This window comes from Pseudomonas sp. ADAK2 TE3594 (assembly GCF_053628675.1).
This window is the reverse complement of record NZ_JBRJGV010000001.1, coordinates 1,845,683-1,858,742: the sequence shown is the minus strand read 5'-3', so window position 1 is coordinate 1,858,742 and position 13,060 is coordinate 1,845,683. Positions and strand designations below refer to the sequence as shown.

Genomic DNA, 13,060 nt, shown 5'->3' with positions numbered 1-13,060 from the left:
GAGCAGCAGTTCAGTCGATAAATCAGCATCGCGCCACTCAGACATCAAACCCGCCGCGCAGACAGGTTCAAAGGCTCTACATCGGTTATTTGTATTCAAATGCCAGCTTAATAATATTTTACCGATCCAGGGGTGATCCCTAGTCTGGACCCAAGAGATGGCAGGCCATAACCGACCTGACTCCCACTTCGAAGGGTATAGAGATGACCACTGAAAAAATAAAAACAGACACGCTGATTGTTGGCGCCGGTCAGGCAGGCGTGGCCATGAGTGAACACCTGAGCAAACTCGGCGTGCCTCACCTGGTGCTGGAGCGTAGCCGCATCGCCGAACGCTGGCGCACCGGCCGCTGGGATTCGCTGGTGGCCAACGGTCCGGCCTGGCACGATCGGTTTCCGGGCCTTGAGTTCGACGATCTCAGCCCTGACGGCTTTGCCCCGAAAGAGCGGGTCGCGGACTATTTCGAAGCCTATGCCAGGAAGTTCAACGCGCCTGTTCGCACTGGCGTGGACGTGAAGAAAGTCGAGCGCAATATCGGTCGCCCAGGCTTCACCATTGAAACCTCCGAGGGCGTAATTGAGGCCAACCGCGTGGTGGCCGCCACTGGACCTTTCCAGCGCCCGGTTATCCCGCCGATTGCGCCAAAAGATGCGCCATTCACCCAAATCCACTCCGCCGAATACCGCAACCCGCAACAACTGCCCGAAGGTGCTGTGCTGGTCGTCGGCGCCGGTTCGTCGGGGGTGCAGATCGCCGATGAATTGCAGCGTGCCGGCAAGCAGGTTTACCTCTCCGTTGGCGCGCACGATCGCCCTCCCCGCGCCTATCGCAACCGTGATTTCTGCTGGTGGCTGGGCGTGCTCGGCGAATGGGATCAAGCGGCGATGAAGCCCGGCCGGGAGCACGTGACCATTGCCGTCAGCGGTGCGCATGGCGGTCGTACGGTGGACTTCCGTGAACTCGCCCATCGCGGGATGACGCTGGTGGGCTTGACCCAATCGTTCAATGGCGCTGTGGCGACTTTCCAGCCGAACCTTGCCGACAATCTGGCGCGCGGCGACGAGAACTATCTGGCGCTGCTCAATGCCGCTGACGCCTACATCGAACGCAATGGCCTGGACCTGCCGCAAGAACCTGAAGCGCGCATTACCTTCCCGGATCCGGAATGCGTCACTCACCCGATTCTTGAACTCGACCTGGCCAAGGCTGGCGTGACTTCGATCATCTGGGCCACCGGTTTTGCCACGGATTACAGCTGGCTGAAGGTCGACGCCTTCGACGCCAACGGCAAGCCGCAGCATCAGCGCGGTGTGTCGAGCGAGCCTGGCGTGTATTTCCTCGGCCTGCCGTGGCAGTCCCGTCGCGGGTCTTCGTTCATCTGGGGTGTTTGGCACGATGCCAAGTATGTGGCGGACCACATCGCCATTCAGCGTTCGTACCTTGAATACCACGACGCCGCGCAGCGCCAGGCTGAAACCGTTCTGGTCGCTCACAAAACCACTGTCAGCGCGTAAGCCTTTTTCTTTCAGGAGTTTCAGATGTCCACGCCAACCCATACCCGCATTCGCATGTTCAACACCAAGGAAACCTACCCCAACCAGAGCCTGGACAATGACCTGTGCCAAGCCGTCCGCGCCGGCAACACCGTTTATGTTCGCGGCCAGGTCGGTACCGATTTCGAAGGCAACCTGGTGGGCCTTGGTGATGCGCGTGCGCAAACCGAGCAAGCCATGCGCAACGTCAAACAGTTGCTGGAAGAAGCCGGCAGCGACCTCAGCCACATCGTGAAAACCACCACCTACCTGATCGACCCGCGTTACCGCGAGCCGGTTTATCAGGAAGTGGGCAAATGGCTTAAAGGCGTGTTCCCGATCTCGACCGGGCTGGTGGTGTCGGCACTGGGGCAGCCGCAGTGGCTGATGGAGATTGATGTGATTGCTGTGATTCCTGAGTAAGCAGGTACATCGCGCCGCAGCCATCGCAGGCAAGCCAGCTCCCACATGATCCGCGTCGTACACAAGTCCGTGACCACCGAAAATCCCTGTGGGAGCGGGCTTGCCCGCGATGAGGCCAGCACAGCCACCCCCTCAGCCAAGGCTAAGCAAGGAACCAAACCATGACCTTCTCCATCGCCGCCCGCTGTCCCGAAACCGGTCAGTTCGGCATTGCAATCAGCTCCTCAAGCATCGCCGTCGGCGCCCGCTGCCCCTGGCTGCTGCCCGGTGTCGGCGCCGTCTCCACGCAAAACATCACCCTGCCCTCACTCGGCCCGGAAACCCTCGCCCTCATGGAACAAGGCCTCGCGCCTGCCGAGGCGCTGGACAAGGTCTTGACCCGCAACGGCTACAGCCAATATCGACAAATCACCGCGATTGACCACCTCGGCCGTACCGCGCACTTCAGCGGCTCGGAAACCCTGGGCAACCACAACGCCGTGTCCGGCGAGCAATGCGTGGCCGCCGGCAACATGCTCGCGGACCGAGAGGTGATCGAGGCCATGGTCAAGGCGTTCGAGCATGGCGAGGGCCAACTCGCCGACCGCTTGCTCGCGGCGATGAAAGCCGCCATCGCAGCGGGCGGTGAAGCCGGGCCGGTGCATTCGGCGGCGATGGTGGTGGTCGGCGAACTGACCTGGCCGATCATCAACCTGCGGGTCGATTGGGCGGATCACGATCCGATCGCCGAGTTGGAAAAGCTGTGGGACGCCTATCGCCCACAGGTCAAGGACTACATCGACCGCGCCCTCGCCCCCGACAAATCCCCTGGCTACGGTGTCGCCGGAGACGACCGATGAGCAACAGTCTCGATTTGCTGAAGCAATTGGTGGCGTTCGACACCACGAGCCGCGAATCAAACCTGCACCTCATCGAGTTTGTCCGCGACTACCTCGCCAGCTTCGATGTGCCCTGCGAGCTGGTCTACAACGAGCCGCGCAGCAAGGCCAATCTGTTTGCGACCATCGGCCCGGCGGAGCGGCCGGGCATCGTGCTGTCGGGGCACACCGACGTGGTGCCCGTCGACGGCCAGCCGTGGACCGTTGCGCCGTTCCAGCTCACCGAGCGCGACGGCAAACTGTACGGTCGCGGCACGGCAGACATGAAAGGCTACATCGCCTGCGTACTCGCCTTGGTGCCGTCGCTGGTGAAGGCTTCTCTTCGGCTACCGGTACACATCGCGCTGTCCTACGATGAGGAAGTCGGCTGCCTTGGGGTTCGCTCTCTGCTCAAAGCGCTCGAACAGCGCCCGGTCAAACCGATGCTCTGCATCATCGGCGAACCGACCGAGCTCAAACCGGTGCTGGGTCATAAAGGCAAACTGGCGATGCGTTGCGACATTCACGGCGAAGCGTGCCATTCCGCTTACGCGCCGCTGGGGGTCAATGCGATTGAATACGCCGCCGAATTGATCGGTGAACTGGGGCGCATTGGTCATCGGCTCAAAGCGCCAGAGCACCACGACGCCCGCTTCGATCCGCCGTTCAGCACGGTGCAAACCGGCGTGATTTCCGGCGGCAAAGCCTTGAACATCGTCCCCGCCGATTGCCGCTTCGACTTTGAAATCCGCGCCCTGCCCTCATACGACCCAAGCCGTGTTGCGCAGGAACTGCAGACCTTCGCCGAGCAGCAAGTGTTACCGCGCATGCGCGCCGTGAGTGATCAGAGTGAAATCCGCTTCAGCGAGTTGTCGGCCTATCCCGGTTTGGCGACTGATGCACACAGCGAGGCTGCTGAGCTGATCGCTGCATTTTCCGGCTCGCGGGAATTCGGGACGGTGGCGTTCGGCACCGAAGGCGGTCTGTTTGATGCGGCGGGTATTGCGACGGTGGTGTGCGGTCCGGGCAGCATGGACCAAGGCCATAAGCCGGACGAGTTTGTCAGCCTGGAACAATTGAACGGCTGCGATGAAATGCTGCAACGAATGCTGCTATCGATTAGCAGCTGATGATTGGCCCGACGCTCAGGTATAGAGGCGGGCCAGTTCTTCCTGGCAGTAATCCACGAACAGCTGCACGGGTTTGGTCAACTGCGCCCTTCTCAACCATGCCGCCGATAAACCGGAGCCGGTCACGGATTCGGCCAGCGGCACACACACAACCTTCTGCCCGTCATAGGTGTATTCAGTAAACGGCTTGGTGACCAGGATCGAAAAGCCAAACCCGCGCCCGACCATCCCCCGCACCATCTCGATCGAAGGCGAGCTGAACACGATGTGCGGCGTCAATCCGCGCTCTTCAAAAATGCTCACGAAATAGGTGCGGCTCGGCACCACGTCCAGCAAAATCATAGGCTCCAGCACCAGGTCATTCAGCGACACTTTCGCCTGCTGCGCGAAGCGGTGATCCGCCGGCAGCAACGCGTAAGGCTGCTGCGGCGGCATCAACGGTACTGTCTCGATGGTGCTGTCCAAATCGTGTTCGAACAACATCGCCAGGTCGATGCTGCCGGCGGTCAGTGCCTGCACCAACTCCTGTTGCTCGCCATCGCGAATGCGGATCTCCACACCCGGCCAACGCTCTTTGAAACCGGCGATCAAACGCGGCAGGTACAGCGGCGCCACCGTTTCAAAACAACCAATATCGATCTGCCCCGCCACCACGTCATTGTCCGCCAGCGCATTCTGCTCAAACTCATGCGCGACCCGCAGCAACTCCTGCGCCTTACGGTAAAAACGCGACCCGCTCGGCGTCAACGAAACACCCTGGGCGTGATGCCGGATAAACAGCTGCACGCCAAAACTTTCTTCAAGGTGTTTGATCGCGGTCGACACCGACGGCTGAGCGATATAGAGCTTGCGCGAAGCCTCCGCCACGCTGCCGCAATCGGCAGTGGTGACGAAATACTTGAGCTGTCGCAGGTTGTAAGCGGCCATGCGGACCTCCAGGCACAAAACATCAAATCAAAATCAAAAGATCGCAGCCTGATTGGGTGCAGCCGCATCGTCATGGCGGTACCCGAACGACCGGCCGACATAACGCCTACAGGTATCGGGGCAACGTGCGATTCTGTGACGGCGCAGCCGCCGTAAACCGGGCACACGATCAAGCCTGAACATACCGGACCCACCAAAACCACGGGCATATATTTTTTAAGGTTTGAAGCAACAAACTTACTAATTTATCTATCCCGACGCATTGCACATCATCGCTCCAACAAGAAAAGCGTCGCCCGCGCGGCGCTCACCGAAGTACGTCCACGTACTCATCCTTGCCTTGGAGTTCGCCATGGTCACCACAGCAACAACCTCCGCTCCGCTTATCGAAAAACACACGATTGGATACGTGCCCCCGGAAGATCGCCATGGAAAGGTCAGAGACCTGTTCACCCTCTGGTTCGGCGGCAACATTGCGCCGTTGCCCATCGTCACCGGCGCTCTGGGCGTGCAACTGTTCCAGCTGAACCTGGTGTGGGGCATCGTCGCCATTCTGGTCGGTCACCTCGTCGGCGGCGTGCTGATGGCCTTGCACTCGGCCCAAGGCCCGCAGATGGGCATTCCGCAAATGATCCAGAGCCGCGCTCAGTTCGGCTCGCTCGGCGCACTGCTGGTGGTGCTGATCGCCGGTATCATGTACATCGGCTTCTTCGCCTCCAACATCGTCCTCGCCGGCAAGTCCTTGCACGGCGTAGTCGACAGCGTGCCAGTGCCGGTGGGCATCGTCATCGGCGCCCTCGGTTCGGGCATCATCGGCATCATCGGCTACCGCTTCATCCACGTACTCAACCGCATCGGCACCTGGGTGCTGGGCATCGGCATCGTGCTGGGCTTCGGCTACATCCTCACCCACGTGCAAACCGCCGACTTCCTCACCCGAGGCAACTTCAACATCTCCGGCTGGCTCGCCACCGTATCGTTGGCCGCGCTCTGGCAAATCGCCTTCGCACCGTACGTGTCCGACTACTCGCGCTACCTGCCGGAAGACGTGCCCGTCGCCGCCACCTTTTGGACCACCTACCTCGGCTCGGCACTCGGCTCCAGCCTGTCGTTCATCTTCGGCGCTGTCGCCGTACTCGCCACGCCCGTCGGCATGGACACCATGGACGCGGTCAAACTCGCCACCGGCTCCATCGGCCCATTGATGCTCGTGCTGTTCCTGCTCAGCGTCATCAGCCACAACGCCCTCAACCTCTACGGCGCCGTGCTGTCCATCATCACCCTGGTGCAAACCTTCGCCTACCGCTGGATCCCCACCGCCAAAAGCCGCGCCGTGATCTCGGTCATCGTCCTCGCCGGTTGCTGCTTCGCCGCCGTCGGCGCCTCGGCCGACTTCATCGGCCACTTCGTCGACATGGTGCTGGTGCTGCTCGTGGTACTGGTGCCATGGACCGCGATCAACCTGATCGACTTCTACGCCATTCACAAAGGTCAGTACGACATCAACTCGATCTTCCAGGTCGATGGCGGGATTTACGGCCGGTACAATCCGCAGGCGTTGTTGGCGTATGCGATTGGTATCGCGGTGCAGATTCCGTTCATGAACACGCCGTTGTACGTCGGGCCGATTTCGGAACACATCAATGGGGCGGATTTGTCCTGGGTGGTGGGGTTGTTGGTGACTTCGCCGTTGTATTTCTGGTTGGCCAGCCGCGACAGCGCCTACAAGCGTCGGTTGGCGGGTGGGAGACTGGCGAGCGCTGCGTAAGGGATAGCGCCCCGTTCAAACACAAAAACCCGCACGCTGATGCGGGTTTTTTGTTCTGTTCAAACGCGGTCTGTTTTTGCCCTGCTAACTGGACCTTCACAACATCCAGTATCATAAAGCCACTATTCAATAATCTTCGGACTCTGAGGTTTTCTCAGTGCCGTCGCAGGTATCAAGGAATCGGTTGATGTACGGGAATAACAAGACAGGTCTGTACGCGCTACTGGCTGGAGCAGTGATGCTCAGTGGTTGCACTTCATTTTTTCAGGGCAAGCCGTACGCCTTTCCCCAACCGGGAGAACCCTCGGCGACGGTTCGCCTTAAATACACACGCGGTACCAGCCTGGACGCCATAACCTTCACTGAAAAGGGTTGCTACGGGGGGGGCTCGTCATTGATCTACCTGTCCGATGACTTTATCGAATCGCAGGTGGCAGTGGGCAAAGAGCTGGTATTGACGTACGAGCATGTCGTCGCAGGGACTATGTGTCGGATTCCTTTTTCCTTCACACCTCAGGCAGGGGCTATTTACACCGTGCAGGCGGGCTCCTGGAGTGAGTCCAAGCCAGGCATCTTGCCCATCTTCAACTACGACCAAAATCACTGCGGAATTAACGTAGTCAAAAAAATCGGGACTCAGGAGAGCGTCGAACCCATTCAACAGCTGCGCTTCAAGACAGGTTTAACTTGCCTCAGGCTCGTTAAATAGAGCACTTGTCCTATCCTCCCATCCGGCCAATCCGGACATCGAAATGCCCGCTCTCAAACAATCCAGTAGCGCGCTGTGTGCTACTGACGCTCGTTGCGATGTGCGACCCCATACACGCATCAGCCTGGTAAATTTGCAGTATGGAACTGAGTGTTGCGTCCGCCCTCTGCTAGATTTGCCACCCCAATGGCACAACAAGGAATGTTCGCACATGAAATTCGGCTACCTGATCATCTACGTCCCTGACGTCCCAGCCTCCCTCCAATTCTTCTCCTCCGCCTTCGGCCTCGCCACTCGCTTCCTCCACGAATCAGGCACCTACGGCGAACTCGAAACCGGTGAAACCGCCCTGGCCTTCGCCGCCGACGAACTCGCCGCCATGAACTTCAGCAGCGGCCACGTCTCTGCTCACTCTTCCGCCAAACCGCTGGGCATCGAAGTTGGCCTGGTGACCGACGACGTCCCCACCGCCCACGCCAAAGCCCTGAACGCAGGCGCCACCGAAATAACCGCCCCAGCCCTAAAACCCTGGGGCCAAACTGTCTCCTACGTGCGCTGCCCGGACGGGACACTGGTGGAGCTTTGCACACCGATAAAATGAACCCTGCCCACCACTGCCCACCTAACTGAATGACTATCAGGAGGTGGCTAATGCAAATCGAAACAATCTGGATCGTGCTGACAGCAGCTCTTTTGCTGGTCGAGTTATGGGCAATCAACAGAGTGCGTAAAGCCGAAGGTAAATCGAGCAACAAACTGGTGTGGATAGTGGTAATCGTGTTTGTGCCACTGTTCGGACTGATAGCGTGGGCACTGGCGGGACCGAAACACACCAATCACAACCCGCATTCACCGCAGGCCAGGCAATAACGTTGATGCTGTGCGGTAAGGATTTTGAAACTACGCAAACTCAAACAACAAAGCCCCGAATATTCGGGGCTTTGTTGTTTCTGACCACCCGATTCTATAAACCTGACGTCCGAAAATTTCGTAGGAATGTACCCTTTGTGGCGAGGGGATTTATCCCCGTTGGGTCGCGAAGCGGCCCCAAAACCTGCACCCCATTTCCCAAGGCACTCCACACGGCCCGAATCACCGCGACAAGCCCGTAAACAGTGGCAATCCGCCTTATCACAACAAACGCCCAACCGTCCTACAGCCCGGTTGTGAGCACCAAAATGGGCGCCTATATTCGACCCGTCGCTGACCACTATTAGCGATTGGGTTTCGCAGCCCTGCAGAAGATGACCTACACCGTCGAATGAGAACTCTGGCAAAATTCGCCCGCGTTTCATTTTATGGCGGTTGTGCGTGGGAGACTTTCGAGTCTGCCGGGTGTAGGTCATTTCTCGGTCTGCGAACCCGCGTACAGCTGCCACCCAATTGTTTCGCAGCGAAAAGGTGGCGCTTCTATTTACCTTAATAGAGACCTACCTATGACCACGAACAACCCGCCCCGCCGCTTCACCCCCATGTCCCAATTCGCCACCGGCTACCCCGTCCTCCTCATCGACAGCGACGCCCCGCTACGCGAACTCCACAACTGCCTCAGCGAACGCCTCAGCGCCGTCCTCAAATACCTCAACCTCATGGCCTGCACCAGCCTCCCCGACTACGCCGAGCACGACATCAACACCGTCACCAACATCGCCCGGATCATGGTTCAGGATGTGAGTGATGTGTTTCGGGTGATTGAGCAGCGTGGGTTTGATACCCCTAAGGGTCAGTGATCAGAATTGAGTCGTAAAAAAACCCGCACTGAGTTGCGGGTTTTTTGTTTTGTTCAGGCCTGTCGAGTTGGCGAGAGGATTGTCTTCTCTATCAGCGCGGCGACGTCCTTCGCGCCGTAACACCGAAATTTAACGCTGCCAGCGTCGGTATCCAGACGGACGATCTTCGTCATGAACCCGCCTTCAATTGTGACCTTTCGGATTAATGCCAGTGGGAGTTCAATATCCAGCGTCCCATCCTGAACGAGGCGGTTCATGGCATTGGCACTCAGACGAACCATTGTTTGGGTCAGCACCATCTTCCCGCCAACCCAAAGTCCTCCGTATGCTTCCTTGAAGGCCTCTAGCACGTCGCCCAACACATCCACATTGCCAGCCTCAGCAATGGAATATAAATCGTCCACGTTGTCGTAATTCACCTCGGCATCGGCCACCAGAAAATTCACCAACTTTGACTTCAAAATCTGTCCAGTCATCTTTGCCTTTCCATAGTTTAAATAGCAGCCCTGAAATCCAGATGCCTGTTTTGTCCGGGGCGCACTGCACGAACCCCCTATCGTCGCCACAAGCGGCGTCCTATTTGGCAGCCAGCACTCATGTTAATATGCCATCACCCTATCAATGAAGTACAACCGCATGGATGCCACGTCCCGCCCTTCCAGCTTTTTTTCACTGCTTACCGTTGCCGTGATCCTCTCTGGATGCCAAGCAACAAAACCCGCTCAAATCACAACACCTGAAGCCCAGCCGGGTTTTACGGTTTTCAACAGTGTGATGTTGGAGACCCCCGAGCCGAGTTCGATTGTGCGAGAGGGAGACAGGATCACCTATTTAGTGACTTCGTCCCCCAGCCCGGAACTCCACTATCTGGCACGCTTCGACGCCAACTGCGGCCAACCCGATGCGCAAATGGCTTACCGCAGCAAAGCGGGGATGTCTCTATTCGCCGTTAAACCGCGGGGGTATTCGGAGGAGTCCTGGCAATTGCCTGCGGAACAAAAGAGCCAGTACCTGCAAAGTGCGCAGTTGAAGCAAGTGTGTGCCCAGACAACACCTCCTCAATGGCGCGTGTTCTCGGCACCCGAGCTTCAGGATTGGCAGATGATCGACCGCGCCAGCCTGAAAGTAAAAGGTGATGAGGTGACTTTCTGGACGGCTCGGGTACTGCCCGGCGAGATGTTGATGCCCGGCAAAAACGTCTTGTATGGGCAGGTACGCCAGCGATGGACAGCCAACTGCGCCCTGCAACAACTGACTGCGTTAAGCCATTTCTACCTTGATGCTCACAGTCGTGTGCTCGCTGGAAACATGCAGACAGATCTTAAAACCATCGGCCTGCAGAGCCTCGGCGCCGATGAGCGTCAGCTTTTTCAGGTGGCCTGTGGCAAGCCGCAATCGCTGGATCAATACAAACCTTTTGAAGGGCGTGAGCAGTCGCCTTTCGAAGTACCGGCCCCCGTCGTTGCCGCCCCGGTGTTGAAAGCCATCGAGGCATTGAATATGCCCAAACCGGAGAAAAGCATTCAGCACCTGCGCCGGGTGTTCAAGGATAACTCCGAGCCAAGACAGTATTCAGATGAAGGCGTACGGCTTAACGGGCGTGACTCGAAATACCTCTCTGACGAGACGAGTAAACAACTGACGGAGCGTTTTAAAGGCAGAGGAAGTCAGTGGGCCAAAGTCACTTTCCGGGGTCTGATTGACCTGGCTGAAAGTGAATTCAACAATCATGCTGGTGAGATAACGATCGAGAATAAGGCGCTGACAAACCTCAGCTTCGAGGGCGATTGGGCGAACATGCCGGTCGGTGCACTCCTGCGATACACGACGCAGGAAATGCAGCTTCTTTATACCAACGGCGGGAAAGGTCCCAGAGCCTTGGTGCCGGTCGACGACAGATACAGCTGTGAGGTGCAGTCGCAGAAACCCGCCAGCACGTATCACCCGAGTTTGACCGGGACTGCCAAGGTACTCAGTTGCACAAGAGATGCCTACCAATACAGCACCGACATTTACGTCTACCTCGAAGCGTATGGAATGTTTGTGCCGATCCAATACGTCACACGGAACGTGCAGGGCGACTGGACGATTGAGGTGGTGGAATCTTGAGTTGCCTGGCCATTAACCTCAAAAAAACCCTTGAAGTGGACGCACAATCTGCTTTCGCGTTTTCACATCAATGCCAAAAACCGGCAAGGAACGCACATGAATTTCTTTAAAAAGCTTCTCGACTCACTTAAAAGCCCTGCCACCCAATCCCTCCGGGTCGAACCGCAAATCCAGGCATTCCAGAAGCTGGTTGATATCGGTGAGTTGAACGAGGCTGAAGCGGCCAATCTGGCGGCGCGACTCGCCGGCGAAGCGTGCCTGGATCGTCATTGGCACTCTGTCGGCACCGTCGAGCGGGATGTCATTGCCTATATGATCAGTCCGAGTTTCAGGGGTGGCCCTGACTGGCCCTCGACGCGTCAGGCCTACAGGGTGGTTCGCCGTGGTGACTCGATACTCCTTGCCACCGACGGCCTTTCGGATCCATTCGATGGAGTTGAAGGGATGGGCAATGGTTTCGAGATGGAGTTGTTCATGGAAACGGCTGACATACCCGAGCACGCACGTGGTTCGCTTGGTGAGGTCGATCCATTAAAAAACAGCTGGGCATTCGAACTGTTGGAGCACGTTGCCAAAACGGTGGCCGACGCTGGAGGAGTCACCGAACGGCTCGATCAGTACGGTACGCTATCTCTCGAAATTCCCGGGTTCAGCCTGTCGCACCACATGAGCGATCAACTCCCCAAAAGCTTCGTGACCGAGGACGATTGTACCGGCGTCCTGCTGGGAGCCCTGGAACCGGATTTCCCGACGCGACTGGATGACATGCCGTTGTCTCCGGTCAGGTTGGTTTCGATGGTATTGATCACCGCATCGGAGCTTGAATATGTCCGATCGGGTGGGCGAGCGGCACGCGAAGATCTGGTCAGCCGTTTGAAGGTAGCCGGCATCGGACATATGAGCAATCTGAATCGTACTAGCGTTGTGTGAAAACCGAGCGGCCGCTTTCATGTGAGCAATCAGGAAAGACACCGTACAGTGCTCTGTCCCCCAGGAGTGTTCACAGATGAAAACCTACTGCCCGATGTTCTGGTCTCAGGATCAGGGCATCGACTACAGCGCGCCGATACTCCACCTCAAAGACATCGTGCCGAGCGTTGGCAAAAGAACCTTCGCGTTCTTTGATAGCCATGACCGTTTAGACGTTGGTGAGATCCTTCTGCTTATCTGGTGCCCGCCCGTTTCCGACTTGAATGGCTGGAGTGAACAACCTTCAGAAATTGCCCAAAGCCACCTGCTGAAGGCGAAAGTTGTCGGCGCGGCTCAAGCACCAGAGCAGTCAGCAGAACGCCTGCATAACGTTCACCACGGCAAGCTCAAGTACCCACTCGACATCCTCTCCTGCGAGCGATTTCTGCCAGCACTGCAAGCAGTCCAAGAAGATTCGACGTCTTGGTATCTACAAGAGACTGGAACCGCGAACGGGAACTTCCTGGCCTGGGATGAGTTGCATTGGTGTGGCAGCGCAGTGGTTGAAGGCCTCACCTATTTAACGGCGAGCACCTCGAGCGAGACTTATATGGAATTGATCCTCAAAGTGGCTGACGACGAGATCATCGGGCTCTTTTCGCTACACATGAATCCGGGTGGTGACTCCTATGATTTTGGCAGAAAGCGCCTCACAGGCGAGGAATGGCGGGCAGTCAAACATGCACTCAACATCGCGCAGCCACTTCATGACACACAGACTGCTTACCTTGCGGAGTAACGCGACAGTGTGACTTCAGACGCAGTCGTGTGACTGCGAAGACGTCCTCAAAAACGCCATCGCGGCAAGCCGTTTCCCCTCCCCGTAGGAGCTGTCGAGTAACACGAGGCTGCGATCTTTTGATCCAAAGCCCCCGCAATAAGGGCTCCTGCAAGCATCGCGCAATC

Annotated in this window: 14 protein-coding genes; 12 read left to right on the top strand and 2 right to left on the bottom strand. The window is 57.7% G+C overall.

From position 1 onward, the window contains the following. Positions 1-167: 167 nt before the first annotated feature. The 4 genes from AB7M22_RS08580 to argE all read left to right on the top strand — a co-directional run bounded on the left by AB7M22_RS08580 (position 168) and on the right by argE (position 3,942). On the top strand, positions 168-1,514 hold the full coding sequence (locus AB7M22_RS08580) for a flavin-containing monooxygenase (protein WP_454188772.1): 1,347 nt from the start codon (positions 168-170) through the stop codon (positions 1,512-1,514). A gap of 24 nt (positions 1,515-1,538) precedes the next feature. Next, a complete protein-coding gene (locus AB7M22_RS08575; RefSeq protein WP_071554911.1) occupies positions 1,539-1,955 on the top strand; it encodes a RidA family protein in 417 nt (138 codons plus the stop codon). Positions 1,956-2,116: 161 nt separating this feature from the next. Further along, a complete protein-coding gene (locus tag AB7M22_RS08570; RefSeq protein WP_454185925.1) occupies positions 2,117-2,794 on the top strand; it encodes a DUF1028 domain-containing protein in 678 nt (225 codons plus the stop codon). Further along, the gene (argE, locus tag AB7M22_RS08565) at positions 2,791-3,942 is read left to right on the top strand and encodes an acetylornithine deacetylase (protein WP_454185924.1); all 1,152 of its coding nucleotides are present in this window, start codon (positions 2,791-2,793) and stop codon (positions 3,940-3,942) included. The genes AB7M22_RS08570 and argE overlap by 4 nt, the downstream gene beginning before the upstream one ends. A gap of 15 nt (positions 3,943-3,957) precedes the next feature. Here the strand turns inward: argE and AB7M22_RS08560 are convergent, their stop codons facing one another. Then, a complete protein-coding gene (locus tag AB7M22_RS08560) occupies positions 3,958-4,869 on the bottom strand; it encodes a LysR family transcriptional regulator (protein WP_454185923.1) in 912 nt (303 codons plus the stop codon). A 352-nt stretch (positions 4,870-5,221) separates the two neighbouring features. Here AB7M22_RS08560 and AB7M22_RS08555 point away from each other — a divergent pair, with 352 nt between their 5' ends. From AB7M22_RS08555 to AB7M22_RS08535, 5 genes are all read left to right on the top strand, one after another. Beyond that, complete coding sequence (locus AB7M22_RS08555; protein ID WP_454185922.1) at positions 5,222-6,637, top strand: purine-cytosine permease family protein; 1,416 nt, start codon at positions 5,222-5,224, stop codon at positions 6,635-6,637. A gap of 187 nt (positions 6,638-6,824) precedes the next feature. Beyond that, complete coding sequence (locus AB7M22_RS08550) at positions 6,825-7,346, top strand: hypothetical protein (RefSeq protein WP_454185921.1); 522 nt, start codon at positions 6,825-6,827, stop codon at positions 7,344-7,346. Between the two features lie 211 nt (positions 7,347-7,557). Beyond that, positions 7,558-7,947, top strand: coding sequence for a VOC family protein (locus AB7M22_RS08545; RefSeq protein ID WP_454185920.1), 390 nt, complete (start codon positions 7,558-7,560; stop codon positions 7,945-7,947). Positions 7,948-7,997: 50 nt separating this feature from the next. Then, positions 7,998-8,216, top strand: coding sequence for a PLD nuclease N-terminal domain-containing protein (locus AB7M22_RS08540; RefSeq protein WP_454185919.1), 219 nt, complete (start codon positions 7,998-8,000; stop codon positions 8,214-8,216). Positions 8,217-8,782: 566 nt separating this feature from the next. Further along, positions 8,783-9,076: a fructose-bisphosphate aldolase gene (locus tag AB7M22_RS08535; protein WP_454185918.1), complete on the top strand. Its 294-nt coding sequence runs from the start codon at positions 8,783-8,785 to the stop codon at positions 9,074-9,076. A gap of 53 nt (positions 9,077-9,129) precedes the next feature. On the opposite strand, the gene AB7M22_RS08530 is transcribed toward AB7M22_RS08535, so the two are convergent. Beyond that, positions 9,130-9,552 carry a hypothetical protein gene (locus AB7M22_RS08530; protein ID WP_454185917.1) on the bottom strand — a complete coding sequence of 141 codons (423 nt, stop codon included), beginning with the start codon at positions 9,550-9,552 and terminating at the stop codon, positions 9,130-9,132. Positions 9,553-9,712: 160 nt separating this feature from the next. Here AB7M22_RS08530 and AB7M22_RS08525 point away from each other — a divergent pair, with 160 nt between their 5' ends. The 3 genes from AB7M22_RS08525 to AB7M22_RS08515 all read left to right on the top strand — a co-directional run bounded on the left by AB7M22_RS08525 (position 9,713) and on the right by AB7M22_RS08515 (position 12,893). After that, positions 9,713-11,185, top strand: coding sequence for a hypothetical protein (locus tag AB7M22_RS08525; RefSeq protein ID WP_454185916.1), 1,473 nt, complete (start codon positions 9,713-9,715; stop codon positions 11,183-11,185). A gap of 96 nt (positions 11,186-11,281) precedes the next feature. Continuing rightward, the gene (locus AB7M22_RS08520) at positions 11,282-12,115 is read left to right on the top strand and encodes a suppressor of fused domain protein (RefSeq protein ID WP_454185915.1); all 834 of its coding nucleotides are present in this window, start codon (positions 11,282-11,284) and stop codon (positions 12,113-12,115) included. Positions 12,116-12,191: 76 nt separating this feature from the next. Then, on the top strand, positions 12,192-12,893 hold the full coding sequence (locus AB7M22_RS08515) for a hypothetical protein (protein WP_454185914.1): 702 nt from the start codon (positions 12,192-12,194) through the stop codon (positions 12,891-12,893). Positions 12,894-13,060: the final 167 nt, after the last annotated feature.

Coding starts and splice junctions, on each gene's coding strand:
- AB7M22_RS08575 (WP_071554911.1), top strand. CDS start 1,539: ATGTCCACGCCAACCCATACCCGCATTCGCATGTTCAACACCAAGGAA.
- AB7M22_RS08570 (WP_454185925.1), top strand. CDS start 2,117: ATGACCTTCTCCATCGCCGCCCGCTGTCCCGAAACCGGTCAGTTCGGC.
- argE (WP_454185924.1), top strand. CDS start 2,791: ATGAGCAACAGTCTCGATTTGCTGAAGCAATTGGTGGCGTTCGACACC.
- AB7M22_RS08560 (WP_454185923.1), bottom strand. CDS start 4,869: ATGGCCGCTTACAACCTGCGACAGCTCAAGTATTTCGTCACCACTGCC.
- AB7M22_RS08555 (WP_454185922.1), top strand. CDS start 5,222: ATGGTCACCACAGCAACAACCTCCGCTCCGCTTATCGAAAAACACACG.
- AB7M22_RS08550 (WP_454185921.1), top strand. CDS start 6,825: ATGTACGGGAATAACAAGACAGGTCTGTACGCGCTACTGGCTGGAGCA.
- AB7M22_RS08545 (WP_454185920.1), top strand. CDS start 7,558: ATGAAATTCGGCTACCTGATCATCTACGTCCCTGACGTCCCAGCCTCC.
- AB7M22_RS08540 (WP_454185919.1), top strand. CDS start 7,998: ATGCAAATCGAAACAATCTGGATCGTGCTGACAGCAGCTCTTTTGCTG.
- AB7M22_RS08535 (WP_454185918.1), top strand. CDS start 8,783: ATGACCACGAACAACCCGCCCCGCCGCTTCACCCCCATGTCCCAATTC.
- AB7M22_RS08530 (WP_454185917.1), bottom strand. CDS start 9,552: ATGACTGGACAGATTTTGAAGTCAAAGTTGGTGAATTTTCTGGTGGCC.
- AB7M22_RS08525 (WP_454185916.1), top strand. CDS start 9,713: ATGGATGCCACGTCCCGCCCTTCCAGCTTTTTTTCACTGCTTACCGTT.
- AB7M22_RS08520 (WP_454185915.1), top strand. CDS start 11,282: ATGAATTTCTTTAAAAAGCTTCTCGACTCACTTAAAAGCCCTGCCACC.
- AB7M22_RS08515 (WP_454185914.1), top strand. CDS start 12,192: ATGAAAACCTACTGCCCGATGTTCTGGTCTCAGGATCAGGGCATCGAC.